At 67.9% G+C, this 23,278-nt stretch carries 30 protein-coding genes; 13 read left to right on the top strand and 17 right to left on the bottom strand.

Annotation, left to right across the window (positions count from 1 at the left end; all coding sequences use genetic code 11):
- Both VGT00_06725 and VGT00_06720 read left to right on the top strand, forming a co-directional pair.
- Positions 1-538, top strand: a 538-nt coding sequence (locus VGT00_06725) for a sigma-70 family RNA polymerase sigma factor (GenBank protein ID HEV8531092.1), incomplete at its 5' end; no start/stop codon positions are given.
- A 5-nt stretch (positions 539-543) separates the two neighbouring features.
- Entirely contained in the window at positions 544-1,338 is a 795-nt protein-coding gene (locus VGT00_06720; GenBank protein HEV8531091.1) for a zf-HC2 domain-containing protein, read from the top strand.
- A gap of 12 nt (positions 1,339-1,350) precedes the next feature.
- On the opposite strand, the gene VGT00_06715 is transcribed toward VGT00_06720, so the two are convergent.
- From VGT00_06715 to VGT00_06690, 6 genes are read right to left on the bottom strand one after another with little or no spacing between them, the layout of a single operon-like run.
- On the bottom strand, positions 1,351-2,982 hold the full coding sequence (locus tag VGT00_06715) for a thiamine pyrophosphate-binding protein (protein HEV8531090.1): 1,632 nt from the start codon (positions 2,980-2,982) through the stop codon (positions 1,351-1,353).
- A 9-nt stretch (positions 2,983-2,991) separates the two neighbouring features.
- On the bottom strand, positions 2,992-4,053 hold the full coding sequence (locus VGT00_06710; protein ID HEV8531089.1) for an alanine racemase: 1,062 nt from the start codon (positions 4,051-4,053) through the stop codon (positions 2,992-2,994).
- Between the two features lie 45 nt (positions 4,054-4,098).
- A complete protein-coding gene (locus tag VGT00_06705; protein HEV8531088.1) occupies positions 4,099-4,392 on the bottom strand; it encodes a hypothetical protein in 294 nt (97 codons plus the stop codon).
- The gene (locus tag VGT00_06700) at positions 4,393-4,653 is read right to left on the bottom strand and encodes a carboxymuconolactone decarboxylase family protein (protein HEV8531087.1); all 261 of its coding nucleotides are present in this window, start codon (positions 4,651-4,653) and stop codon (positions 4,393-4,395) included.
- Positions 4,650-5,012, bottom strand: a complete 363-nt coding sequence (locus VGT00_06695) for a type II secretion system protein GspG (GenBank protein HEV8531086.1) — start codon at positions 5,010-5,012, stop codon at positions 4,650-4,652. Before VGT00_06695 ends, VGT00_06700 begins: the two co-directional genes overlap by 4 nt.
- 6 nt (positions 5,013-5,018) lie before the next feature.
- Positions 5,019-5,345 (bottom strand): NIPSNAP family protein, encoded by a 327-nt coding sequence (locus tag VGT00_06690; GenBank protein ID HEV8531085.1) that lies wholly within the window; start codon positions 5,343-5,345, stop codon positions 5,019-5,021.
- A gap of 109 nt (positions 5,346-5,454) precedes the next feature.
- Between VGT00_06690 and VGT00_06685 the strand changes: the two genes are divergently transcribed.
- A complete protein-coding gene (locus tag VGT00_06685; protein ID HEV8531084.1) occupies positions 5,455-6,489 on the top strand; it encodes an alpha-hydroxy acid oxidase in 1,035 nt (344 codons plus the stop codon).
- A 7-nt stretch (positions 6,490-6,496) separates the two neighbouring features.
- On the opposite strand, the gene VGT00_06680 is transcribed toward VGT00_06685, so the two are convergent.
- Genes VGT00_06680 through VGT00_06665 form a run of 4 tightly spaced genes read right to left on the bottom strand, consistent with a single transcriptional unit; the run spans position 6,497 to position 8,102 of the window.
- Complete coding sequence (locus VGT00_06680) at positions 6,497-7,018, bottom strand: chromate transporter (GenBank protein ID HEV8531083.1); 522 nt, start codon at positions 7,016-7,018, stop codon at positions 6,497-6,499.
- Positions 7,015-7,557, bottom strand: a complete 543-nt coding sequence (locus VGT00_06675; GenBank protein ID HEV8531082.1) for a chromate transporter — start codon at positions 7,555-7,557, stop codon at positions 7,015-7,017. The genes VGT00_06680 and VGT00_06675 overlap by 4 nt, the downstream gene beginning before the upstream one ends.
- Positions 7,558-7,598: 41 nt before the next feature.
- Positions 7,599-7,901 (bottom strand): cupin domain-containing protein, encoded by a 303-nt coding sequence (locus VGT00_06670; protein HEV8531081.1) that lies wholly within the window; start codon positions 7,899-7,901, stop codon positions 7,599-7,601.
- A gap of 18 nt (positions 7,902-7,919) precedes the next feature.
- Complete coding sequence (locus tag VGT00_06665) at positions 7,920-8,102, bottom strand: hypothetical protein (protein HEV8531080.1); 183 nt, start codon at positions 8,100-8,102, stop codon at positions 7,920-7,922.
- A gap of 130 nt (positions 8,103-8,232) precedes the next feature.
- Here VGT00_06665 and VGT00_06660 point away from each other — a divergent pair, with 130 nt between their 5' ends.
- Entirely contained in the window at positions 8,233-8,742 is a 510-nt protein-coding gene (locus tag VGT00_06660; protein HEV8531079.1) for a DUF1499 domain-containing protein, read from the top strand.
- A 237-nt stretch (positions 8,743-8,979) separates the two neighbouring features.
- Here VGT00_06660 and VGT00_06655 read toward each other — a convergent pair whose 3' ends face one another.
- Positions 8,980-9,255, bottom strand: a complete 276-nt coding sequence (locus VGT00_06655) for a DUF1344 domain-containing protein (GenBank protein ID HEV8531078.1) — start codon at positions 9,253-9,255, stop codon at positions 8,980-8,982.
- Positions 9,256-9,532: 277 nt separating this feature from the next.
- Here VGT00_06655 and VGT00_06650 point away from each other — a divergent pair, with 277 nt between their 5' ends.
- The 9 genes from VGT00_06650 to VGT00_06610 all read left to right on the top strand — a co-directional run bounded on the left by VGT00_06650 (position 9,533) and on the right by VGT00_06610 (position 18,163).
- On the top strand, positions 9,533-10,486 hold the full coding sequence (locus tag VGT00_06650; protein HEV8531077.1) for a phosphotransferase: 954 nt from the start codon (positions 9,533-9,535) through the stop codon (positions 10,484-10,486).
- Positions 10,487-10,520: 34 nt separating this feature from the next.
- The gene (locus VGT00_06645; GenBank protein HEV8531076.1) at positions 10,521-12,194 is read left to right on the top strand and encodes a glutamine--tRNA ligase/YqeY domain fusion protein; all 1,674 of its coding nucleotides are present in this window, start codon (positions 10,521-10,523) and stop codon (positions 12,192-12,194) included.
- A gap of 321 nt (positions 12,195-12,515) precedes the next feature.
- Positions 12,516-13,436 carry a pyrroloquinoline quinone biosynthesis protein PqqB gene (gene pqqB / locus VGT00_06640; protein ID HEV8531075.1) on the top strand — a complete coding sequence of 307 codons (921 nt, stop codon included), beginning with the start codon at positions 12,516-12,518 and terminating at the stop codon, positions 13,434-13,436.
- A complete protein-coding gene (gene pqqC / locus VGT00_06635; protein HEV8531074.1) occupies positions 13,433-14,176 on the top strand; it encodes a pyrroloquinoline-quinone synthase PqqC in 744 nt (247 codons plus the stop codon). The genes pqqB and pqqC overlap by 4 nt, the downstream gene beginning before the upstream one ends.
- Entirely contained in the window at positions 14,176-14,451 is a 276-nt protein-coding gene (gene pqqD, locus VGT00_06630; GenBank protein HEV8531073.1) for a pyrroloquinoline quinone biosynthesis peptide chaperone PqqD, read from the top strand. The genes pqqC and pqqD overlap by 1 nt, the downstream gene beginning before the upstream one ends.
- Positions 14,448-15,545, top strand: a complete 1,098-nt coding sequence (gene pqqE / locus VGT00_06625; protein HEV8531072.1) for a pyrroloquinoline quinone biosynthesis protein PqqE — start codon at positions 14,448-14,450, stop codon at positions 15,543-15,545. The genes pqqD and pqqE overlap by 4 nt, the downstream gene beginning before the upstream one ends.
- 14 nt (positions 15,546-15,559) lie before the next feature.
- Positions 15,560-16,063 (top strand): permease, encoded by a 504-nt coding sequence (locus tag VGT00_06620; protein HEV8531071.1) that lies wholly within the window; start codon positions 15,560-15,562, stop codon positions 16,061-16,063.
- Positions 16,064-16,180: 117 nt separating this feature from the next.
- Positions 16,181-17,389, top strand: coding sequence for a PQQ-dependent sugar dehydrogenase (locus tag VGT00_06615; protein HEV8531070.1), 1,209 nt, complete (start codon positions 16,181-16,183; stop codon positions 17,387-17,389).
- Positions 17,390-17,551: 162 nt separating this feature from the next.
- A complete protein-coding gene (locus VGT00_06610) occupies positions 17,552-18,163 on the top strand; it encodes a c-type cytochrome (GenBank protein HEV8531069.1) in 612 nt (203 codons plus the stop codon).
- Between the two features lie 33 nt (positions 18,164-18,196).
- On the opposite strand, the gene VGT00_06605 is transcribed toward VGT00_06610, so the two are convergent.
- From VGT00_06605 to VGT00_06580, 6 genes are all read right to left on the bottom strand, one after another.
- Positions 18,197-19,099: an ABC transporter permease gene (locus VGT00_06605; GenBank protein HEV8531068.1), complete on the bottom strand. Its 903-nt coding sequence runs from the start codon at positions 19,097-19,099 to the stop codon at positions 18,197-18,199.
- A gap of 4 nt (positions 19,100-19,103) precedes the next feature.
- A complete protein-coding gene (locus tag VGT00_06600) occupies positions 19,104-20,060 on the bottom strand; it encodes an ABC transporter permease (GenBank protein HEV8531067.1) in 957 nt (318 codons plus the stop codon).
- A gap of 17 nt (positions 20,061-20,077) precedes the next feature.
- A complete protein-coding gene (locus VGT00_06595) occupies positions 20,078-21,691 on the bottom strand; it encodes an ABC transporter substrate-binding protein (protein ID HEV8531066.1) in 1,614 nt (537 codons plus the stop codon).
- Between the two features lie 115 nt (positions 21,692-21,806).
- On the bottom strand, positions 21,807-22,346 hold the full coding sequence (locus VGT00_06590) for an AAA family ATPase (GenBank protein ID HEV8531065.1): 540 nt from the start codon (positions 22,344-22,346) through the stop codon (positions 21,807-21,809).
- Between the two features lie 30 nt (positions 22,347-22,376).
- Positions 22,377-22,973: a pyridoxamine 5'-phosphate oxidase family protein gene (locus VGT00_06585; GenBank protein HEV8531064.1), complete on the bottom strand. Its 597-nt coding sequence runs from the start codon at positions 22,971-22,973 to the stop codon at positions 22,377-22,379.
- Positions 22,970-23,278: UDP-N-acetylenolpyruvoylglucosamine reductase (locus tag VGT00_06580; GenBank protein HEV8531063.1), on the bottom strand; the 309-nt coding region annotated here is incomplete at its 5' end. The genes VGT00_06580 and VGT00_06585, both read right to left, overlap by 4 nt.

Raw genomic sequence — 23,278 nt, 5'->3', positions numbered from 1 at the left:
CCGAAGCGATGGAGAGCAGCCGGGGGCCATGGGCCGGGAGGCCCTCGCCTATGCGGATGGCCTTTACAATCTGGCGCGCTATCTCACGAGGAACGAGAGTGATGCCGAGGATCTCGTCCAGGAAACTTATACGCGGGCGCTCAATGCCGCCGCGCAGTTCACGCCCGGGACCAATCTCAAGGCCTGGCTCTTCCGCATCCTGCGCAACACGTTCGTGAGCCACTATCGACGCGAGCGTCACAATCCTGTCACGGGCGGGCTCGACACGGTCAGCCCGTCACTGCCCCCCGCGGCGGACATCGGGCGCCAGAGGGAGAGCATCGAGCTCGATCGCCTGCGGAAAGCAGCCGCCGAGGACATCGAGCGCGCGCTCATGGGGCTCTCGGAGGACGGGCGCACGGTGATCCTGCTCGACCTGGAAGGGCTGACGGAAGCGGAGACCGCGCAGGTGCTGGGCTGCGCGGTGGGCACGGTCAAGTCACGGCTGTCGCGCGCGCGCGCCGCCCTCCGCCAGGCCCTGCGGGACTGGGAGACCTGAGGCGCATGGACTGCGGCGATGTCCGCGAAGTGCTCCTCGACTATCAGCAGGGGCGGCTTGGCTCAGAGGCCCATGGCCAGGTGCGGGCCCACCTCGACGGCTGTCCAGGCTGCGCCCACGAGGATCGCCTGGAGCATGAACTGACCCTCGCCCTCGAGCGCAAGCTGCCGCAGTATTCGGCGCCCCTCGCGTTGAAGCGCCGGCTCGCCGCTCATTGGCCCGGCGAGGTCTCATCCCCCGCGACGCGGCGGCCGGGGCTGAAGAGATGGATGCCCGTGGTGGCCGCCGCCGTGGTCCTGTTGGCCCTGGCGCCGCTGGCCTGGGAGCGCGTGCTCGCGCCGCCAGAGGCCGGACGGACCGCGATGGTCACCGAGGCCGTCAACGATCATATCCGCCTGCTCCAGAGCCAGCGGCCGCTCGAGATCGAGAGCAGCGGCATCCATCAGGTCATCCCCTGGTTCTCCGGCCGGCTCGACTTCGCTCCCGGCGCGCGCTTTCCCGGCGATGCGGACTTTCCCTTGCGGGGCGGGGCCGTGGGCTATTTCCTCGATCGCCAGGCCGCGACGCTCGTCTATGGCCGGCGGCTCCACACCGTGTCCGTCTTCGTCGTCAAGGCCGAGGGCCTGCCCTGGCCGCGTCGCGGTCTCGAGCGCCTCGGCCGGCTGGAGGTCTACCGCACCTCGGCACGAGGCTTCAACGTCCTGCTGTGGCGGGACGGCGAGCTCGGCTACGCTCTCGTCTCCGACGTCGGCCCCAACGACCTGACCCTCCTCGCGGGAAAACTCGCTGGGGGCTCCTGACGTGCCCTGATTTCAGTGGGCAGGGTTTGCTCTATGGTAGGTCGGCGCGGCGAGCCCCTCGATCACCACGTTGACGCAGGCGGGGAGGCCGGAGCGGACCGCGCGCTCGATCGCCGGCTCCAGCTCCTCCGCACGCTCGACGTATTCTCCATGCCCGCCCAGGGCGGCGGCCAGCTGGTCGTAGCGCGAGGGCAGGAGCTCACAGCCCACCGCGCGGTCCGCGCCATATTGCTGCCGCTGCAGCTGGTGCTCGGCATTCCAGCGCGCGTCATTGCCCACGACGGCGACCGCGGGCAAACCGCAGCGGAGGGCCGTGTCGAGCTCGAAGCCGTGAAAGCCGAAGGTGCCGTCGCCGAGGGCCGCGATCACCGTGCGCTCCGGGTGGGCGAGGCGGGCGCCGAGAGCCATGGGCAAGGCGCTGCCGATCGAGCCCGCGGGGCCATTGATGAGCCGGGTCCCGGCCTCGCAGCCCGCCTGTATCCACTGGCCGAACTCGCCGCCGTCGGCGACCAGGATGGCGCCGCCATCGAGCCATGGCTGGAGCGCCGCGCCCACGCGGAGCGGATGAATGGGCGAGCCGGGCTTGCGACGGAGCGCATGCCACTCGTCAGGCACGAGCCGCCGCGCTGCCGCGACCAGCTCGCCCCACGCGTGCCAGCGCCCGTTCGTTCGTCCTGACCCCAGGGACCCAAAGGCCTCGGCCAGTCTCTCCGCGAGCAGGGCGGGGTCGGTCACCATCCCCAGGGTGACGCGGCCGCTGCTGTCGAGCGCCTCGGCGTCCCAGTCCGCCTGCACGAAGCGACAGGAGGGAGAGAAGGCGGCCGGCGCGCCGAAGCGCACGGCGAAGTCGAGCCGCTTGCCTAGGAGCAGGACGAAATCCGCCTGGCCCAGATAGGTCGCGGCCATGTGAAGCCACGGGTCATTCACTCCGCGCGGGCTCTCTATGGCCAGAGCCGGGATCCCCGTGGCGGCGCAGAGGCGCTCGACACTCCGGGCGCGTGCCGGACGTGACATGGCCGAGCCGGTCAGGATGAGCGGATGCCGCGAGGCTTCGAGGAGCTCGAGGAGGCGCCGCACATCAGCGTCCGCAGCCGGCATGGAAGGGCGATGTATGTCGGGAAGCCGCTCCTGACTTCCGCCTACCTCGGACTCCAGGAGATCCCCGGGCAGGCTGACGTGCACGGGCCCTGGCCGACCATTCCGGGCGAGATCGAGGGCAATGGCGATATCTTCTCCGAGCCGCTCTGCCTTGCTCGCCATCCAGGAGGCCTTGGCGACGGGCGCGGCCGCCGCCGCCTGGTCCATCTCCTGAAAGGCCCCGCGGCCCGCCTGGCTGAGCGGCGAGGCCCCGCTCAGGAGCACCACGGGGGATTCGGACATGAGCGCGCCATAGAGCGCGGACAGGGCATTCAGGTGTCCGGGCCCGGCGGTGACGAGCGCCACGCCCGGCTCTTCGGTGAGCCGACCCCAGGCATCGGCCATGTGCACGGCCGCCGCCTCGTGGCGTGTGTGGATGATGCGGATCCCCGAGCCGACGGTGGCGTCGTAGATGGACAGGATCTGATTGCCGGAGAGCGAGAAGAGCTGACGCACGCCGGCGGCCACGAGCGCCTCGACGACCACATCGGCCCCGCGCGCGGGCACCCGAGGTCTCTAGCGCACGCGGCCGCGGGCAGCCACGGGCCAGACGACTTCGACCGTCTCGCCGCGGACGCCGTAGAGCTCGTCCACCATGTTGCTGACCACGCAGCAGTGGTTGGGCACCACGTGGACGATCTCGCCCACCTTCGGCCGGTCCGCGCAGGCCGAGAGGTCCACGATGCCGTGCTCCTCGGAGAGATTGCCCACCACGGCCTCGGGGTATTCCAGGATGTGGCCGAAGCCTTTCTGCCCGTACTGGTCAGAGGTCAGCACCTTGGTCCCGCAATCCAGGATGGCGCGGCCGTCGGTGGGCCGGCTGACCACGGTGGCGCGCACCCGCATGGCGCAGTTGTCCCAGGTCGCGGTGCCGGACGAGACCACCATGACGTCGTTGAAGACGCAGGTGCCGGCGCGATGCTCGGTCAGCGCCGGGATATTCTGCGCGGTGAAGAGCGTGGGCGTTCCCCCGCCCGAGACCACCGGCACGGGCACCCCCGCGCCTTTGAAGAGCCCCAGGGCGCGCGCGAAGAATTCCCGCGTGGTGGGCTCGCGATTGGGAAAGGTCATGAGACCGCGGAAGTGCATCCTGGGCAGCCGGGCCGCCTCCCGCGCCAGATCGAAGGCGGCCTCGGGCGTCTGCACGCCGGTGCGCCCGAACCCGGTATCGCACTCGACGAGGAACCGCACATCGACGCCGTGGCGCGCCCCCGCCTCGCTGAGCTCCCGCGCCACCACTTCGTTGTCGAGCACCACCGTCAGTCCCGGCGCCCGTCGGCACAGCGCCATGAGCCGCTCCGTCTTGGCGTGGCCCAGGATATTGAAGGTGAGCAGGACGTCGTCGGCCACTCCCGCGTCCACGAAGACCTCGACCTCCCCGATCTTCTGGCACGTGATCCCCATGGCGCCCGCCTGCATCTGCAGCTTCCCGATGGCGGGGATCTTGTGGGTCTTGATGTGGGGGCGATTGCCGATGCCGTGTTTGGCGAGATGGGCCTGCACCCGCCGGATATTGTCTTCCATGATGTCGAGGCGAATGGTCACGGCCGGGGTGTCGAGCTCCCTCACTGCGCTCATGCCGGGCTCTCCCGTCGACTGAGGATGGAGAACAGGCGGTCCGCCTCAGACATGGGCATGGCCGCCATGCTGGACGCCGAGGACATACATCACCTTGCCCAGGCCGATGAACTCCGAGAGAACCCAGGTCAGCTCGAGGCGCTCCTCCTCCGTGAAGAGGCCGGATAGCTCATCCCAGAGCGCGTCATCCACTCGATGGTGGTCGAAGAAGAGACGATCCGCATAGCGGAGCGCCGCCTTCTCGCGCGCGGAGAAAGGCCCGCCCTCGTAGTCGGCGAGGGCCGCCACCAGCTCCTCCGTGATGCCCTCGCGCCTTCCCAAGGCGTAGCGGGTGGACATTCAGTAGGCGCAGTCGTTGAGCTGAGCCAGGCGCAGCCGCGCCAGCTCCTTGGTGCGGTGCTCCACCACGCCCTTGCGCACGAGAGGCGAGTAGAAGGCCACGAAGCGCTTGAGCGTTTCCGGCAAGCGCGCGAGGGTGAGAATGAAATTCGGATCGCCGCCCTCCGCCTGCCAGCGCTCGAGCATGAGACGAAGCTCGGGATCGAGGGTATCCGGGGCCAGGAGGGGCAGTCGCGGTCGAGCGTTCCGTTGTATCGTCATGGCGTGCTCACGGTGACGCCGCCGCCCGAGGAGGTGACGGTGAAATTCGTCTCGTCCTGCTTCGCGTATGCGTACGGCGCCCAGCCCGTGGGCGGCGGGGGGATTCGAGCGAGAAACGGCCCGCCGGTGACGCCGCCCACCGTCTGGGCCTGCGTCAATTGCTCGAGGGAGCCGGGGAGCGCCCCGAACGTGGTCTGATAGAGACGCACCGCGCCCGCGATCTGCTGCGCATCGGCGCGCGCCTTGGTCGCCCGCGCCGCGGGTAGATCCTGCTCGATGGCCTTCTGCTCCCGCTGGCAAGCCACGAGGGCCGGGCCGACAACCAGGAGCGCGGCAAGGGCGGCCGAGCGCGGACGCACCGGCCGCTACTTCATCGGCGAATAGGGCGTGGGCCTGAGCATCTGCGCGGTGAGTCGCGCCACCAGGGGCCCGTTCTTCTCCGTCTCCGCGAACTTGGCGAGCCGCTCCTTGTCGGTGACGAAGGCGCTCCACTTCTTCTCGCGATCGGCGAGGCTCTCGTAGGCCAGCATGTAGATGAGCTGGTCGGAGGAGCCGCCGAGCTCATTGGTCCAGAAGCCGACGACTTCGATGCCGTGCTTCTTAAAGAAGTCCAGGGTGATCTCGGCGAAGCGCCGATTGAGATCGGGCAGCCGGCCGGGCATGGCGTGGTAGGTGCGGAGCTCGTACATCATGGACGTGGCCTCCTGTGGATGGAAGTTGGTGTGTCACTGTAGGCTCGCGCTTGTGGCGTGTCAAATAGACGTTTGCCTCCGGTGCCCGGTCGCAGTATGGTACGGACCCATGGCCGACAAATTCGTCACGCTCCCGGAAATCCGGAAGTACGCGAAGAAGGTCTTGCCCCGCGACGCGTGGAACTTCGGCGACGGCGCCGCCGAGACCGAGATGACGCGCAAGCGCAATCGCCGCGCCCTCGATCGGCTGGCCATACGCCAGGACATTCTCGTCGATATCCGTGAGATCGACCTGTCCACACGGCTCCTCGGGGTGCCCATGTCCTGGCCGGTAGCTGTCGCCCCCATGGGTGGTCTGATCCTCTTCCATCCGCACGGCGACCTCGAGATGGCCCGAGGCGCCGCCCAGGGCGACACGCTCCAGTTCCTATCGGGCGCGGCGGGCTGGACGGTGGAGGACGTGGCCAAGGCGAGCGCCGGGCCCAAGATGTTCCAGCTCTATCATCACGGCGACCGCGCCTGGGTCGCCAACCTCCTCGCGCGCGTCGAGGCTACCGGCTATCACGCGGTGGTCTTGACCGTCGACGTGCAGGTCTATGGCCGACGCGAGCGCGATATCGTCCACCGCTTCAACCCGCGCGAGGCCATGTCGCACGCGCCCAACCCGCGGGGACCCGACGGCAGCTATCCGGAGCGCCTGACGTGGGACGACGTGGCGTGGCTCAAGAAGACGACGCGGCTGCCCATCGGCATCAAGGGCATCATGACCGTGCGCGATGCCCAGCGTGCCGTCGAGGCGGGCGTGGAGCTGATCTGGGTGTCCAACCATGGCGGCCGCCAGCTCGACCATACCCAGGCCGCCATCGACGCCCTGCCCGCGATCGCGGACGCGGTGGCGGGGGCGGTCCCCATCGTGGTGGACGGCGGCTTCGATCGTGGCACGGCCGTGCTCAAGGGCCTGGCCCTCGGGGCCACCGTGGTGGCGGCGGGCCGCGCGATCCTCTGGGGCCTGGCCGCCGACGGCGCGGCCGGCGTGGCCTGCGCGCTGGGGATTCTCCGCCGCGAGCTCCGCACGACCATGGCCCTCTGCGGCCAGACGAGCGTCAAGGGCTTGAGCTCCGACCTCATCTCCCGCGTCGACTGACGGCGGCTCAGAGGGCGGCAAGCCAGCCCACGACGCCCCCCGCCAGCACGGGCACGATGGCCGGCACCCGTCCGGTCCAGAGCGCGAGACCGGCGAGGATGGCGATGATCACGGACGGAACGCCGTGGAGGCCCGCGCGCGCGAGGGTGTAGACCCCCGCCGCCGTGAGACCAATCCCGATCGGGGTCAGCGCCCGCTCGGCCACCTGCGCCCACGCGCGCTGACGAATCTCCGCCCAGTTCCGCGCGATCAGGGCCGTGAGGAGCGAGACGGGCAGAAACATCGCCGTTCCCGCCAGGAGCGCGCCCACGAGTCCATGGGCGCGATAGCCGACGAACACGACGACCAGCATGCTGGGTCCCGGCGTGAGCTGGGAGAGCGCGTAACCATCGATGAACTCCTGGCGAGTCACCCAGCCGTGGCGGACGACCTGCCGCTCCATCTCGGGCACCACGCCGAGACCCCCGCCGATACAGATCACGGACAGCCAGAGAAAGGTCCAGGTCAGTCGGGCGAGAGCGGCGATCATGACGATCTCGGGGTCGGGCGAAACAGCCAGAGACTGCCGGGCGCCACGAGCGCGATGGTGAGGGCCGCATTGACGCGGAGCACCCCCACCAGCAAGAACACCGCCGCCGCGATCACGACCGCGCGCCAGGTGCGCAGGGCGACGGGAATGATGCGCCCGGTCGTGACGAAGACGAGGCCGACAATGGCCGCCGCCACCCCCCGGAGCCCATGGGCCATGGTCGGGCTGAACTCGCCCCGAAAGTAGAGCGCGCTCAGGCCGAGCAGGATGAGGGCGCCGGGTAGAATGAGGGCCACCGCGCCCCATGCCGCGCCACCCGGTCCGCCCAGCCGGAAGCCGAGGGCCACAGCCAGATTGGAGAAGTTGGGACCGGGCAGGAGCTGGCAGAGGGTCAGGTCCTGAACGAACTCCTCGCGCTTGACCCAGCCCCGCCGCGCCACCAGCGACTCGTAGAAGTAGGCGTAGCGGCCGCCGCCCACGCTCGTGAGCCCCGTCCACGCGAACACGCGGACGATCCGCGACAGCCGCACCCGGCCCACGCGTTAGCCGCCGGGCCGATGGGCCCGGGAGGAAGGGCCGCTCACGGGCACGCTTTGATCTCGACCTCGACGAAGATGAACTCGAAGGCGTTCGCGTTCCTGACATCGTGCTCCACGCCCGCTCCACGCGTGTAGGATTGCCCGGTCACGAACTCGGCCGACGAAGGGCCGTCCGGACCCGTGATGGCCAGCGTTCCCGTCGTCATGGGCACCACCACGTAGGCGTATTCGTGGCGGTGCCAGCCCGTGGCCGCTCCCGGGGCAAAGCGCCACTCGGTGACGCGCACATGATCGTCGTCGATCTGTACCGTCGGCACGGCTCTGAGCTCCGGAGCGGAGGGCATGGGTTGTGCGCGCCCGGCTCAGAGAAAGCCCGGGGACTGGTATTCACAGAAGCCGTCGCGCCCGGCGCTCGGGTACCAGACGCCGCCCGTCATGAGACAGCGCGACTGGAGATCCTGCTGGGTATAACCCTGGGGCTCCGCAAGGCAACCGGCGAGGAGGAGCAGGGCGGCCAAGGCCAGCCGCGCCGCGGAGATCGTCATGACGAGCCGACTCTAGTCGCGCCGTCGAGGCCCTGTCAAGGCGCGGTATCCTCCCCTAGCAGGTCAGCTCCGGTTGCCCCCGGGGAGGCCCATGACCATGGCGGAGACCCGCAAGAAACGGAGGCGCGCTATGCTCTGGATCACCGTCGCGGTAGTGGGGCTTGTCGTCATGGCCCCGCTCATCTTCAAGATGCTCACGGCGCCCCGCATCCACGACGTCACCACGGATACGGAGGATCCGCCACAGTTCGTGGCGCTCCTCACGACGCGCCAGGCCTCTTTCAATGGAGCGGCGTATGGCGGCCCCGTGGTGGCCGCCCTGCAGAAAAAGGGTTACCCCGACATCATTCCCCTGCTGCTCCCCGATCCTCCCGAGCAGGCCTTCCCGCGCATCGAGGCTGCCGCGCGCGGGCTGGGGTGGCACATCGTCGCCGCGGCACCGCCGGAGGGTCGGCTCGAGGCCACGGCCACCACACCGCTCTTCCGCTTCAAGGATGACATCGTGGTGCGAGTGGTCCCGGCGCTGAATGGAAGCCTGGTGGATATCCGCTCGGTCTCCCGGATCGGCCGCAGCGACCTTGGCGCCAATGCCAAGCGCGTCCGTGCCTTCATCGCCGCCCTCTCACCGGCCGACCGCTGAAAGGGGACCATCTGCGGCGATGAGCGCTTGCGCGAAGAGGCCCTCCCGTCAACCATCGTCATCGACGCTTGAGCGAGAAGAAGACGGCGCCCTCGGCAGCATGCTCAACGTACAGAGAGTACGCCTCGCATGCTGCCTTCGGGCGCCGCCTCGCATCTGGACCCTTTTGAGCGGCCGGCGAACACGGAATCGAGTCCGGATGACTCCGGGCCCCGATTCTCTACGACGGGCGGCGGCTTACTTGGCCGCGGGGCGTACCTCGATGGCGGTGACGATGTGCTGGTTGCCCTGGGTCTCGTAGCTGACCTTCACGTCTGCGCCGGGCTGGAGAGCCTGGCGGTCGACCTTCACGGAGGCGGGAATCATGAGCTGGAGGCCGTCCTCGAGCGTCAGCCACCGCCCGCTCTGGTCCACGGCCTTCACCTTGCCCTGCACATCCGCCGCAAAGGCCAGGGGCGCGAATGCCAGGGCGACCACTGCCACCACAACCATCAGCGTGAGAACTTTTTTCATTGCCCGCATTCCTCCCTCTCTTCCTGTTTGAGGTTTCTTGCCCTTCGTCACGATCCGTGGCGAGCGAACCTACAGCAGCGGGCAACGCACGTGCCAAGGGCCAACCGCCTGAATAGTTTGTCTTGAGGAATTCTTGACCGCGGGAAGAGAATGTAAGACCTGCGAGGCGCTTTGTAAGATTTACGAGGAAGAAAACTCGGGTGTTCCGAATCGCATCACGGACGCACCCGGAAATTCTAACCCGGAGTTGCCGCGGAGCTCGCGGTGAAGGATGAACATGGAGAGTAAGACGCATCGGGTCCCCACGGAGGAGAGTGCCGCAGAGATCGCGCATCTGTACTTCGGGACGCCGCCGCGTCGAGTCGCTCGCTTCTCGACGGGGCTTTCGGGCTATGTCTACGACGTCGCTGCCGTCTCCGGCGCTCGCTGCGTGGTCCGGATCGGTACTCCGGAGAGCCGCGCGCAGTTCGCGGGCGCACGCTACTGGTCGCGCATCCTGAGGCCCCTGGGAGTGCCGCTGCCCGAGCTGCTCGGCGAGGGCGAGCTCCGTGGCTTTCCCTATCTTGTCCTGGAGCGACTGGCCGGCGACGACCTGGGGACTGTCTACTCGAGGCTGACCCGAGACGACCGGCGCGCGATCGCGGGCGAGGTCTGCCGCATCCAACGCATCGTCCACACGCTTCCTCAGGGGAAGGGATTCGGATACGCGCATGGCCATGACGGGCCCTTCCAGGACACGTGGGCTTCCGTCATCGACCGGCTGCTCGCGCGGAGCCGCGCGCGCATCGAAGCGGCTCGCCAGGTCGGGACGGATCCCGTTGACCGGGTGCAGGGCCAGGCGCGCCGCTTCGCCCCGTACCTCGACTCCGTCAGGCCGACGCCGTTCCTGGATGACACCACGACCAAGAACGTGATCGTCCACGAGGGACAACTGAGCGGGCTCGTGGACGTGGACTGGGTCTGCTTCGGAGATCCGCTCTTCACGGTGGCCCTCACCCGCACCGCCCTGCTCAGCATGGGAGAAAGCCTCGACTACACCGACTACTGGTGCGAGCTCCTCGAGCTGACTCTCGAGCAACACGAAATCATCCGGTTCTACACGGCCCTCTTCTGCGTGGACTTCATGAGCGAGCTCGGTCAGCGCTTCAACGACGCATCCGTGGCCCCCCTCCCGGCTGACCACCTGCTCCGACTGGAGACAATCCTGGCCGATCAGCTCACTGACGCGTAGCCGTCATGTCGCGAACGGTGATACGATCTGCTCGATGACCGAGCAACCCAAGCCCTCGAACTTCGTCCGCGAGATCATCGAGGAGCACAACCGCACGGGCCGCTTCGGCGGCAAGGTGATCACGCGCTTCCCGCCCGAGCCGAACGGCTACCTGCACATCGGCCACGCCAAGGCCATCTGCCTCGACTTCGGCCTCGCCCGTGACTACGGCGGCCGCTGCCACCTGCGCTTCGACGACACCAACCCGACCAAGGAGAGCCAGGAGTACGTGGACGCCATCATGGCGGACGTGCGCTGGCTCGGCTTCGACTGGGGCGAGCACCTCTACCACGCCAGCGACTACTTCGAGCAGCTGTACCAGTGGGCCGAGGAGCTGATCGGCAAGGGCAAAGCGTACGTGGACGACCTCTCGGCCGACGAGATCCGCGAGTCCCGCGGCACCCTGACGGAGCGGGGGCGGGAGTCGCCGCATCGCCACCGCTCGGTAGAGGAGAACCTCGATCTGTTCCGCCGCATGCGGGCGGGCGAGTTCCCCGACGGCAGCAAGACCCTGCGCGCGAAGATCGACATGGCCTCCGGCAACATCAACCTGCGCGATCCCGTCATGTACCGGATCCGCAAGGCCACCCACCAGCGCACGGGTGACACGTGGTGCATCTACCCGATGTACGACTGGGCCCACGGCCAGTCCGATTCTCTCGAGGGCGTGACGCATTCCCTCTGCACGCTCGAGTACGAGGACCACCGTCCCCTCTACGACTGGTACCTCGACGCCCTCGGCATCTATCACCCCCAGCAGATCGAGTTCGCCCGCCTCAACCTGTCGCACACCGTGATGAGCAAGCGAAAGCTCCTGCGCCTGGTGGAGGGCGGCCACGTCAGCGGATGGGACGACCCCCGCATGCCCACCCTCGCCGGCCTGAGCCGCCGGGGCTACACTCCCGAGTCGCTACGCGATTTCTGCGACCGCATCGGCGTGGCCAAGTCCGACAACACGGTGGAGCTGGCCTTGCTCGAGCACTGCGTGCGGGAGGACCTGAACAAGCGGGCGGAGCGCCGCATGGCCGTCCTGCGCCCGCTCAAGCTCATCGTGGAGAACTACCCCGAGGGCAAGGTCGAGGAGATAGAGGCGGTCAACAACCCCGAAGACCCCTCCGCGGGCGGCCGCAAGGTGCCCTTCAGCCGCGAGCTCTGGATCGAGCAGGACGATTTCCGCGAGTTCGCTCCCAAGAAGTACTTCCGCTTGACGCCGGGGGCCGAGGTCCGCCTGCGCTACGCCTACATCGTCCAGTGCACCGATTTCAAGAAGAACGCCGCGGGCGAGGTGATCGAGGTGCGCTGCCAGTACGACCCCGCCACGGTGGGCGGCGACAGCAAAGGCCGGAGCGTCAAGGGCACCATCCACTGGGTGTCGGCCGCCCACGCCGCGGAGGCCGAGGTCCGGCTCTACGAGACGCTTTTCGCCAAGCCCGATCCGGATGCCGAGGAGGACTTCACGGCCGCCCTGAACCCCCAATCGCTGACCGTGCTGTCCGATGCCAAGGTGGAGCCGGCCCTCGCCTCCGCGGCCGCGGGCGCGCGATTCCAGTTCGAGCGCACCGGGTACTTCTGCGTGGACACGCGTGACTCGGCGCCCGGCCGTCCCGTCTTCAACCGGACGGTGGGGCTGCGGGACACGTGGGGCAAGATCGAAAGAGCCTCGAGCTAAGCTGAAGGCAACGTGGGAGGCGGACAAGAGCGGCCGGCGATCTCGCAATGCACTTGACGGCCGCGGGGTGGGCCCGATAGTATCAGGGTCGCGAGCAGATTGGCCCTGGGGGACTTCTCACGGGAGGTGAGGGTTATGAGCTGGGAAGCGCCGGACTTCATCGAAGTGAAGATGGACGCTGAGATCAACTCGTACCAGGACGACTTCGACCGCGAGCAGGACGACCGCTTCTAAGGGCGGATCAGCCGCCCGATCAGCGCCGACAGCCCTCCGCCCGGCCCATGCGCGAGCGGGGGGCTGTGGTGTCTCTGGGGGCCTATCGTGCGCATCCGAGTGCTGGGCGCCGCGGCCGGCGGCGGCTTTCCCCAGTGGAACTGTGGCTGCCCGAACTGCCGGGGGGTCCGCGCGGGACTCATCATGGCCACTCCCCGCACCCAGGAATGCGTGGCCGTCAGCGCCGACGGCGAGGGCTGGGTTCTGCTGAACGCCTCCCCGGAGATCCGTCACCAGATCGAGAGCTTCGGCGCGCTCCACCCACGCGCGCCCCGGCACTCGCCCATCGACGCCGTCGTCCTCACCAACGGCGACCTCGATCACACCCTCGGCCTCCTCTCGCTCCGCGAATCTCACCCGCTCGTCGTCTACGCCACCGAGCGCGTCCGTCTCGGCTTCACCGAGGGCAATGTCCTCTATCGGACCCTCGAGCGGTTCCCCGAGCAGGTGGCGTGGCGCTCTCTGAAGCTCGGACGAGAGGTGGCCCTGATCTCCGTCGATGGACGAGAGAGCGGCCTCTTCATCGAGGTCGTGGCCGTCCCGGGCAAGCTTCCCATTCACCTCGAGCAGCTGGGGATCGGCGATCCCGAGGACAATATCGGGCTCAAGATTCGCGAGGCGTCCACGGGGCGTCAGCTTGCCTATTTTCCGGCGGCGGGCGGCCTGACCCCGGACATGCGCAAGGCGCTCGCCGGAACCGACTGCGTCTTCTTCGACGGGACGTTCTGGTCGAGCGACGAGCTGCCCGCCCTCGGTCTTGGGACCAAGCGGGCTGAAGACATGGCGCATCTGCCCGTGGGTGGTGAGGCCGGGAGCCTTGCCGCGCTGCGCGACCTACCCGCCCCGCGCCGCATCTACATTCACATCAACAACACCAATCCCCTGCTGCGTGACGACTCCAAGGAGCGAGCGGCGGTGGAAGCGGCGGGGTGGGAGATCGCCCGGGACGGCATGGAGGTCTCGCTGTGACCACGGAGACGATGCGGCCGCCGCTCTCTCGCGAAGAGTTCATCGCCTGGGTCCGCCGCGAGGGCGAGCAGCGCTACCACGATCACCATCGCTACCACGTGCTGATGCACGAGGGCCGACTGACCAAGCTCCAGCTCCAGCAGTGGGTGCTGAACCGCTACTACTACCAGACTCGCATCCCCATCAAGGACGCCGTCATCCTGTCCAAGTCGGAAGATCCCGCCTTCCGCCGCATGTGGATCCGTCGCATCCGCGATCATGACGGCGACGAGACGGGCGGCGAGGCGGGGCTCGATCTCTGGCTGCGGCTGGCCGACGGGGTGGGCCTCGACCGCGAGGAGGTGGCGAGCTGTCGCTCCGTCCTCTCCGGCGTGCGCTTCGCCTGCGACGCCTACGTCGACCTCGTGCGCGAGCGGAGCCTGGTGGAGGCGGTGGCCTCGTCGCTCACCGAGTTCTTCGCCCCCGACCTCATGATCAAGCGCGTGCTCGCCTGGGAGAAGCACTACCCGTGGGTGAGCGCGGACATGCTCGCCTATTTCCGCTCGCGCGTCCCGCGCGCCCGGCGCGACTCCCTGGAGGCCATCGACTTCGTGGTCGCCCACGCCACGACCCACGAGATGCAGGAGCGCTGCGTGGCCGCCCTCATCCGCAAGACGGAGATTCTCTGGCACCTGCTGGATTGCACGTTCGCCGCGTACATCGAGCCGGGCTGGGGCCCGGCAGGAGCCCGCGCCACCTGATGGACGCCTCGAGCCGGCCCCGCCTGGCCTCCAAGGCCCGCCTCCGCTTCGACCGCAAGTCGTCGCGCTACATGCTCCTCTACCCGGAGCGCGGCCTCGTGCTCAACCCCACCGCCGCCGACGTGCTCCAGCGATGCACGGGCGAGCGCACGGTGAGCTCCATCGTGGACGAGCTGGCCCAGAAGTACGGGCACGAGGCCCCGGACGTCGAGCGCGAGGTGATGGACTTCCTTCAGACGATGGCCGATCGCGGCCTCGTGCAGGCAGCGCTGTGAGCGAGGCGGTCCGTCCCTACACCCTGGTGGCCGAGCTGACCTACCGGTGCCCCCTGCGCTGCGTCTACTGCTCGAATCCCCTCGACTACGGGCGCCACGATCGCGAGCTCGACACCACGACCTGGCAGCGCGTCTTCCGCGAGGCGGAAGACCTCGGAGTGGTCCAGCTCAACCTGACGGGCGGCGAGCCCCTCGTGCGCGACGACCTCGAGGCCCTCATCGAAGAAGCCCACCGCCTGGATCTCTACACCAACTTGATCACGAGCGGTATTCCGCTCCGTCGCGAGCGCCTGGCCCGCTTCCGCGCGCTCGGTCTCGACAATGTCCAGATCTCCATTCAGGACACCGAAGCCACGGCGTCGGATCGGATCGCGGGGCTGCGCGCGTTCGACCGCAAGCTCGAGATCGCCTCATGGGTCAAGGAGCTCGGCTTTCCCCTCACCCTCAATACCGTGCTTCATCGAGAGAACCTCGACCGCGTGGAGGAGATCGTCGCGCTGGCGGAGCGGCTGGGCGCCGACCGCCTGGAGCTGGCCAATGCCCAGTACGTGGGCTGGGCGCTCTCCAATCGCGCCGCCCTGCTGCCGACGCGCGAGCAGCTCGACCGCGCCCGCGCTGTTGCCGGCGACGCGCGTCAGCGGCTGCGCGGCCGGATGGAGATCCTCTTCGTCACCCCCGACTACTACGCGGAGTTCCCGAAGGCCTGCATGGATGGCTGGGGGCGGCGATTCATCGTGATCAGTCCCGACGGCCTCGTCTTGCCTTGCCACGCGGCTCATACGCTGCCCGGGCTTCGCTTCGACTCGGTGACCGATCGCCCGCTCGGGGAAATATGGCACGACTCCCCGGGCTTCTCGGCCTTCCGCGGCGAGGCCTGGATGCCCGAGCCGTGCCGGAGCTGCGACCGGCGCGCGCTGGACTTCGGGGGCTGCCGCTGCCAGGCCTTTCACCTCACCGGGAACGCCGCGGCTACGGATCCCGTGTGCCGTCTCTCGCCCGACCATGGGCTGATCGAGAAGGCGCGCAAAGTCGCCACGGAAACTCAGCCGCCTCCATTCATCTACCGGAGCGCCCCCGCCCGGGCTCTCCCATGAAGCCGCGGCGAAGAATGGACACGAGTCTCATCATCTTGCTGGCCCTGACCGCGATCGCCTTCGCGGTGGCGCTCGCGAGGGATCCCCAGCTCGTGCTCCGCGGCTTCCAGTCGACGGGCCGGTTGCTGGGCGGCGTCTGGATAGAGCTGGTCCTGGGATTCGTGCTGGCCGGGCTGCTCGACGTGCTCATCCCGGCTCCCGTGCTCTCGAGCTGGATGGGCGGCGACCGGCTGGGCCGGGGCATTGTCGTGGGCTGGGCTGCTGGCTTGATCATGCCGGGAGGGCCATACCTCGTATTTCCCGTCGTGGCGAACCTCTTCCGGAGCGGGGCCGCCCCCGGCCCGCTCATCGCCCTGCTCACCGCCAAGACCCTGGTGAGCCCTGTCCGGATGCTCACGTACGAGGCGCCCTTGCTGGGATGGCCCCTGACCCTGGCGCGCCTGATTCCTGGCGTGCTGCTTCCGCCGGCTCTGGGCTGGCTCGGCCAGTGGCTCTATCTCCTGTTTGCCAGACGGTGAACTCGCTGATGTCCGCTTGACAATATGGAAGCCGACGACGTATCGTCCCGCCGGGACACGAAGTCCGCGGACAATTACTGACTCGGTCCTCACCCATCCTCAAAGGGGAGGCTCAACATGCGGCGCATCATCCTCGCATCGCTCACGGTGGCCCTCGTCATCGGCCTCGCGCTCGCGCCACTCGCCCCGGCCCAGCAAGCTCCGGCCCCGCCTCCGACCTGGAAGCAGGGCCAGCCCGCCAGCATGGCGGACTCGACGCTGGCGCCCATTCCGCAGCCGCCCGCCCCGAAGGCGCCGGGCGAGATTCCTGTCGACAAGATCAAGGTCCCACCCGGCTTTAAGGTCTCCCTCTGGGCGCACGGGATCAACAACGCGCGCGCGATGACCTGGGGCGACAAGGGCACGCTCTTCGTCAGCAGCCGCGTGGCCAGCAACGTGTACGCGGTGGTGGACAAGGGCGGGCAGCGCGAGGTCAAGGTCATCGCCAAGGGGCTCAACCTGCCCAATGGCGTGGCCTTCAAGAACGGCACGCTCTACATCGCCGAGATCCACCGGATTACCAAGATGATGGGGATCGAGGACAAGCTCGACAATCCACCGGCGATGGAGGTCGTCTACGACGTCTTGACCCGTGACGTGCCGCATGGCTGGAAGTACCTGGCCTTCGGGCCGGACGGCAAGCTCTACTTCAATATTGGCGCGCCCTGCAATATCTGCATGCCGCCGGACACCAACGCCAATATCTCGCGCGTCAATCCCGACGGTACGGGCTTCGAGTACTTCGCTCATGGCGTGCGTAACAGCGTGGGCTTCGACTGGCACCCGGTGACGAAGGAGCTCTATTTCACCACCCACGGCCGTGACTGGCTGGGCGAGGACGTGCCGAGCGACCGCTTCGACACCGCGCCGAAGAAGGGCCTACACTTCGGCTTCCCCTACTGCCACCAGGGCGACATCCTCGATCCCGAGTTCGGCAAAGGGCGCGCCTGCGCGGAGTTCGCCGCGCCGTTGCTCAAGACGGGCGCGCACGTGGCCGGCAACGGCGTCGAATTCTACACGGGCTCGATGTTCCCCGCCGAGTACAAGAACCGCGCCTTCCTCGCTCAGCGCGGCTCCTGGAACCGGTCCCAGAAGGTCGGCTTCCGGGTAATGATGGTCACGCTCCGGACGGGTGACGTGCCCAAGTACGAGCCGTTCGCCGAGGGGTGGCTCCAGGGCGACCAGATCTGGGGCCGGCCAGTCTATACTAAGCAGATGAAGGACGGCTCCCTCCTGATCGCCGACGACTACGCGGGAGCGATCTACCGGGTCACTTACCAGCGCTGAAAAGCCAGCGCGGAAAGAAGGGGGAGGGGGCCTCGGCGGCCCCCTCCCAAGCCCTCCCCCAAGAGGAGGGGGTGGCGCCGGCAAAGCCGGCGCGCGAAGTGTGGCAAGCCCATTGTGGACGCGACCTTGACTTTGGCGAATTCCAAACAGAGTCGTGAGTGTGTGCCCCCGTCGCGCCGGCTGCTCGCCCTCACGGGTGCCGCCGGCCTCGCGCTCACGCTGACCGTCGCGGTGGTGGCGCCGGCGGCCGCCGCCGACGTGGAGGCAGGGCGGCGCAAGGCCGAGCCGTGCGTGGCCTGCCATGGCCGCGATGGCAACGCGACCGTCCCCGGCACTCCCTCCCTGGCCGGTCAGCCGGCGTTCTTCACCCACTGGCAGCTCATCAAGTACCGGGACGGGCGCCGCAAGGATCCCCAGATGTCGCCCGCCGCTGAGAACCTGAGCGATGCCGACATGGCGGACCTGGCCGCGTACTACGAAACCCAGCAGGCGCGCCAGCGCCCGTCGAAAACCGATCCGGCCAAGGTCGCCGCGGGCAAGCAGCTCGCCAATCTCCATCACTGCACGTCCTGTCACAAGCCCGGGCTCGTCGGCCAGCAGCAGGTCCCGCGACTCGTGGGTCAGGACTTCGACTATCTTCTCCGGCTGCTCCGCAGCTTCAAGGCCAAGACCGCCTCCGACCTCGACGGCATGATGACCATGTCTGCTCAGCCCCTCCAGGAAGAAGACATCCTGAACCTCGTGCACTTCATCGCGAGCCTGCGCACGGAGTAACCGGTGCGGGCCGCGACGCGGTCGCCCGGACCCTTAGCCCCGTCGGAGCTTGGGGTCGAGGGCGTCGCGCAGCGAATCGCCGAAGAGGTTGAAGCCGAACACCCCAAGGCTGATGGCGATGCCCGGGAAGAGGGCGATCCACGGGGCCTTCTCGGCATACGACGGGGCGGAGCCCGAGAGCATCAGTCCCCACGACGGCGTCGGCTCGGCCGTGCCGAGCCCCAGGTAGCTCAAGGCCGCTTCGGTCAGGATGGCGCTCCCGAGCTGCGCGGTCAGCATGATGATGTAGGGGGCCATGACGTTGGGGAGAATGTGCTGGAGGATGACGCGGCGCCACGAGGCGCCCAGCGAGCTCGCGGCCTCGACGTACTGGTTCTCCTTCACCGAGAGCGCGGTGGCCCGCACCACCCGCGCCGCGCGGGGGACGATGGGGATGGCGATGGCCACCACCACGTTCTGGACGGCGGGCCCCAGGATCGAGGCGATGGCCAGGGCGAGGATGAGCAGGGGGAAGGCGAGCAGGATGTCCATCAGCCGCTCGAGGAAAAGATCCACCTTCCCGCCGCAGTACGCGCTGACCACCCCGAGCAGGGCCCCGAGCGTGCAGCCGGCGAACGAGGCGGTGAAGCCGACGAACAGGGCGATGCGCGCCCCGTACATGATCCGGCTCAGCACGTCGCGGCCGAACTCGTCGGTCCCGAACCAGTGCTCGGCGCTCGGGCGGGCGAACTGCGCGGCGTAGTCGCCGACATAGGGATCGTAGGGAGCGAGGGCCGCCGCGAAGATGGCCACGAAGATCATGGCCAGGATGATCAGGGCGCCGCCCACGCCCAGCGGCTTCGTCCGGATGAACTTCCCCACCTCATCCCCGAAGGTGCGGCGGGGCGTCAGGGGCGCCGCGGCGGCCGTCTCCACGAGCGGATAGTTGACGCTCATGACCCTACCGGTAACGGATCCGCGGATCGAACCAGGCGTAGGTCAGGTCGATGAGGAGGTTCACGACCACGAAGCTGAAGGCGATGAGGAACACGAGGGCCTGCACCACCGGGTAGTCGCGATGGGCGACGGCGTCCACCACGAACCGCCCCACGCCGTTGAGGGTGAACACCGTCTCGGTGACGACCAGCCCGCCGATGAGGAAGGCAAACTCCGTCCCGATGAGGGTGATCACCGGGAGCATCGCGTTCTTCAAGGCGTGACGGATGACGATGGCCCGCTCCTGCAACCCCTTGGCCCAGGCGGTGCGGATGTAGTCCTCGCGCATGACCTCGAGCACCGTCGACCGCGTCATGCGCGTGGTGACGGCGGCGTAGCGGTAGCCCACGGTGACCACCGGCCAGACCATTTGCTGAAAATTCGCCCAGGGATCGACCCAGGGCGGGGTGAACTCCAGCGGGGGCCCCCAGCCGAAGAAGATCACCAGGAAGAGAATGCACAGAATCCCTACCCAGAAGGACGGGATGGCCAGGCCGCCGATGCTGATCACCCGCACGAGGTAGTCCACCCAGGTGTCCTGGCGCACGGCCGCGAGCATGCCGAGGGGGATGGCCAGGAGCACGGAAACCAACGTGGCCAGGAGGGCCAGCTCGAGGGAGAGGGGCAGCCGGATGAGCAGCTCCTCGATGACGGGACGCCCGGTCCACAGCGAAGTGCCGAAGTCGAAGCGGACCACGCCCCAGAGCCACTTGCCGAACTGCACGAGGAGCGGCTGATCCAGCCCCAGGCGCTGCTGCATGGCGGCGAGCTGCGCCTGATCGATCCGGCCCGCCTGGTCACCGCCCAGGATCAAGAGGGCCACGTCTCCGGGAATGATGCGCATGATCAGGAACACCAGGGCGGCCACCCCGAGCAGCGTGGGGATGATGAGGAGAATTCGCTTGGCCACGTACGTCCGCATACGAGGTCAGCTCCCGATCAATCCTCGGCCAGCCACACGTCCTGGAGCTTCTGATTGGTGTAGTGACTGGGCGGAGCCACGTAGTTCCTCACCTTGGTCAAGTGCACGACGTTGCGCGTCCACCACAGACCCGGCATGTAGTACGCGTTCTCGAGAACGAGCTTCTCGATCTCATTGCAGAGCTTCTTGCGCTCGGCGGGGTCGAGCGTCCGGGCCTGGCGCGAGAACAGATCGTCGACGCGCGGGTCGGAGAATCGGCCCCAGTTCTGGGTGCTTCCCGTGGCGTAACGACCGAGGAACTGATCGGGATCGTCGGCGAACTCGACGGTGGGGGCGACGATCAGCTCGAAGTTCCCCGTGTTCTGTCCGTCGGAGAACCAGGCCGCCGTCTCCAGAGGTCGGTTCTCGACCTCCACCCCGATCTTTCGCCACTCCTGGATCGCGAACACCGCGAAGTCCTGGTAGGGGAGCTTCACGTTGCGGTTCTTCAGCGTGACCTTCAGGCCGTTGGGATAGCCCGCCTCGACCAGGAGCCGCTTGGCCTCGGCGCGGCTCCGGTCGGCGTCCTTCCAGAAGCCTGGCAGCTTCTGGAGCTCGGCATCCGGCAGCGCGAAATCGGTGCCCGGGCGCATCAATCCGCCCACGATCTTGAGCCCGGTGATCCCGTACAGCACCTTGCCCGCCGTGTAGCGATCGAAGCCCAGGGTGAGGGCCTTGCGCACGCGAATGTCGGTGAAGGGCTTCGCCGTGTTGTTGATGGCGATCCCGAACTGGCCGACCATGGGCGTTTCCTGGACGGCGACCTTGTTGCCGAGCTGCTTCTTGATCGCCTCCACTTCCGAATTGGGCAGGTCTCGGAACTCGATGTAGGCGCGCCCGGACCGGATGGCCGCCGCCCGCACGCTCGTCTCGGGGCTGATGAAGAACTTGTACCCGTCGAGGTAGGGGCGGTCCTTGACGAAGTAATCGGGGTTCCGCTCCCCCTCGAAGGTGGAGCCGCGCGTGTAGCTCTTGAACTTGAACGGGCCGGAGCCCATGACATTGGTCTTGAAGTAGTTGGGGTCCTTGTCCAGGTACTTCTTCGGGTAGATCACGTTCCACGGCGAGGCCAGGTTGGCCAGGAGGGAGGCGGAGGGGAACTTGAGCTTGAAGATCAGGGTGGCGGGGTCGGGGGTCTCGATGCTCCGGATCTCCGTGTAGGCGTTCTTTCGTATGCTGGCCACGCCGACGGGCGGGAAGACGATCTTGTCATAGGTGGCCTTGACGTCGGCGGCGGTGAGGGGCGAGCCGTCGTGGAAGCGGATCCCCTGGCGGATCTTGAAGGTGTAGGTCAGCCCGTCGGACGCAATTTTCCACTCGGTGGCCACGTCGCCGATGATCTTCGGGTAGCTGAACGGGTCGAATTGCAGCAGCGTGCTGTAGAGCGGGGCGACGAGCTGAATGTTGGCGAAGGTGCTCTCCTGGTGGGAGTCGAGGCTCGGCGGGTCAGCCCCGATGACCGCGAGGAGGACGCCGCCCCGGCGCGGCGTCTCCGTCTGGGCCGCCACCGGCGTGGACACGACCATGGAGACGAGCAGGGTCGCCACCGCAACGATGGAGAAGAACCTCCTCTGACATCTGCTCTCTGTCACCACCTGACACCTCCCGCGGACGTGGAACGGGGACAATGAGCGGGGGGTTAGCCCCGCTAGAAGCGCTGGGAGAGGACCTCGGATTCGTGACGCTAGCAGGGGCGGGCCGCGCCTGTCAACAGGCGATTGGGCGTTCAGACGAGAACCTCCCGAGCCACTGTTCCGTTGCGCGGGGCGATTTCAGGCGCACGATCTTCAAATGCGCGTACTCGGGTCGTGAGAACAGCACGGGATACTCGCGTCGGCGCGGACCGTAGCCCTTGAACAGCCAGTAGTAGACGGATACCTCCGACCAGAATTTGAAGTGCTCCCAGAAGGACTCCCGGTTGCCATTCCAGAGAACTTCTCGCGTTACGGCGCGCCGGACCGTGCGCCTGGTGAGTCTCCAGAGGGCGCGCGGAAAGGAATAGTCCAGCCAGACCAGCGTGTCTGCCCGGGACCACACGATGTCACGCACCTGCCGATAGTTTCCCGCCACGACCCAGCCCTCGGCGCTGGTCGCCTCGTCGGTGCGGATACGAAAGTCGTGGACGGATGCGGCCTTCCAGTTGGGTCCCCAATGGAGGGCGTCGAGCTCGATGAATTCAAGCCCGAGTCGATCGATCAGTCGTTTGGCCAGCATGGATTTGCCGACCCCCGTCGTTCCGACGATCACGATGCGGCTTCGAGGTCCCGCCATATCCGGCTACGGTACCAGCGTCTCGACGGTCCAGTCACCGACGCGGCGAGTGAAGCGGCGGCGGTCGTGCAGGCGATCGGACGGCGAGCCATGCCAGACGTCGATCTCCGTGGGCCAGAGACAGACGCCGCGCAGGCTCCCGGGCGGGGGCACGTCGGCCGCCTTGGTCCAGCGGCGGCCGAGCTCGGCGATCCCCTCGAGGAAGGCCGCTCGCGAGGGCACCGGCGTGCTCTGCGGGCGGTAGGCTTCGTAGTAGTGCTCGAGAAGCCGCGAGCCCAGGACCTTGCGGTCCCACCAGAAGCGGAGGCGGTCTGGGTCCATGGGCCGGAGCTCGCCGTAGACGCGATACTGCCGCTCCACGCTCGACCAGAGAATGCACAGGGAGCACTGACCGCCTTCCTCGATCTGCCGCCACTTCGGACTCAAGGCATTGAGCACGAGGCCGAAGCCGCCTTCGTCGACATCGCGGAGGGAGATCGGCCGCGCCTCGGGTCGGCCGTGGTCGCCCACCGTCGCGAGAAAGCAGACGTCAACATGAGCATCCTTGCGCCGGCGCGCCTCCTCCCGCGCCGCCACGATCTCCGCGATCGGATCGAGGCTCACGGCCCGAGAGACAGCCCGCCCCACAGCACGGGCTCGGGGACGAGGCGGACGCTGAAACGCTCCTCGACCTTCGTGCGGATTTCGCGGGCGAAGGCGACGATGTCGGCCGCCCGCGCGCCTTCGTAGCACACGATGGCGAGGCTGTGGCGAGTCGAGAGCCCCACGGCACCACGAGAAGTGCCGCGGGTGAAGCCGGCGCGCTCGATCAGCCACGCCGCGGAGAGCTTCACGCGACCGTCGCGCTCGTACCAGCGCGGCATCCCCGGGTTGGCGACGGCTCGCTCGATCCCCACGAAGGCGGCGGC

It is taken from the genome of Candidatus Methylomirabilota bacterium (assembly GCA_036002485.1).
Taxonomy (GTDB): Bacteria; Methylomirabilota; Methylomirabilia; order Rokubacteriales; family CSP1-6; genus AR37.
This window is presented reverse-complemented; position numbering and strand designations above follow the sequence as displayed.

Excerpts from the sequence above, each read along its gene's own strand:
- VGT00_06615 (HEV8531070.1), top strand. The coding sequence starts at position 16,181 with ATGCGGCGCATCATCCTCGCATCGCTCACGGTGGCCCTCGTCATCGGC.
- VGT00_06620 (HEV8531071.1), top strand. The coding sequence starts at position 15,560 with ATGGACACGAGTCTCATCATCTTGCTGGCCCTGACCGCGATCGCCTTC.
- VGT00_06680 (HEV8531083.1), bottom strand. The coding sequence starts at position 7,018 with ATGATCGCCGCTCTCGCCCGACTGACCTGGACCTTTCTCTGGCTGTCC.
- VGT00_06600 (HEV8531067.1), bottom strand. The coding sequence starts at position 20,060 with ATGCGGACGTACGTGGCCAAGCGAATTCTCCTCATCATCCCCACGCTG.
- VGT00_06705 (HEV8531088.1), bottom strand. The coding sequence starts at position 4,392 with ATGTCCACCCGCTACGCCTTGGGAAGGCGCGAGGGCATCACGGAGGAG.
- VGT00_06720 (HEV8531091.1), top strand. The coding sequence starts at position 544 with ATGGACTGCGGCGATGTCCGCGAAGTGCTCCTCGACTATCAGCAGGGG.
- VGT00_06670 (HEV8531081.1), bottom strand. The coding sequence starts at position 7,901 with ATGCCCTCCGCTCCGGAGCTCAGAGCCGTGCCGACGGTACAGATCGAC.
- VGT00_06665 (HEV8531080.1), bottom strand. The coding sequence starts at position 8,102 with ATGACGATCTCCGCGGCGCGGCTGGCCTTGGCCGCCCTGCTCCTCCTC.
- VGT00_06650 (HEV8531077.1), top strand. The coding sequence starts at position 9,533 with ATGGAGAGTAAGACGCATCGGGTCCCCACGGAGGAGAGTGCCGCAGAG.
- VGT00_06685 (HEV8531084.1), top strand. The coding sequence starts at position 5,455 with ATGGCCGACAAATTCGTCACGCTCCCGGAAATCCGGAAGTACGCGAAG.
- VGT00_06605 (HEV8531068.1), bottom strand. The coding sequence starts at position 19,099 with ATGAGCGTCAACTATCCGCTCGTGGAGACGGCCGCCGCGGCGCCCCTG.
- VGT00_06655 (HEV8531078.1), bottom strand. The coding sequence starts at position 9,255 with ATGAAAAAAGTTCTCACGCTGATGGTTGTGGTGGCAGTGGTCGCCCTG.
- VGT00_06690 (HEV8531085.1), bottom strand. The coding sequence starts at position 5,345 with ATGATGTACGAGCTCCGCACCTACCACGCCATGCCCGGCCGGCTGCCC.
- VGT00_06660 (HEV8531079.1), top strand. The coding sequence starts at position 8,233 with ATGCTCTGGATCACCGTCGCGGTAGTGGGGCTTGTCGTCATGGCCCCG.
- VGT00_06700 (HEV8531087.1), bottom strand. The coding sequence starts at position 4,653 with ATGACGATACAACGGAACGCTCGACCGCGACTGCCCCTCCTGGCCCCG.
- VGT00_06645 (HEV8531076.1), top strand. The coding sequence starts at position 10,521 with ATGACCGAGCAACCCAAGCCCTCGAACTTCGTCCGCGAGATCATCGAG.
- VGT00_06710 (HEV8531089.1), bottom strand. The coding sequence starts at position 4,053 with ATGAGCGCAGTGAGGGAGCTCGACACCCCGGCCGTGACCATTCGCCTC.
- pqqD (HEV8531073.1), top strand. The coding sequence starts at position 14,176 with ATGGACGCCTCGAGCCGGCCCCGCCTGGCCTCCAAGGCCCGCCTCCGC.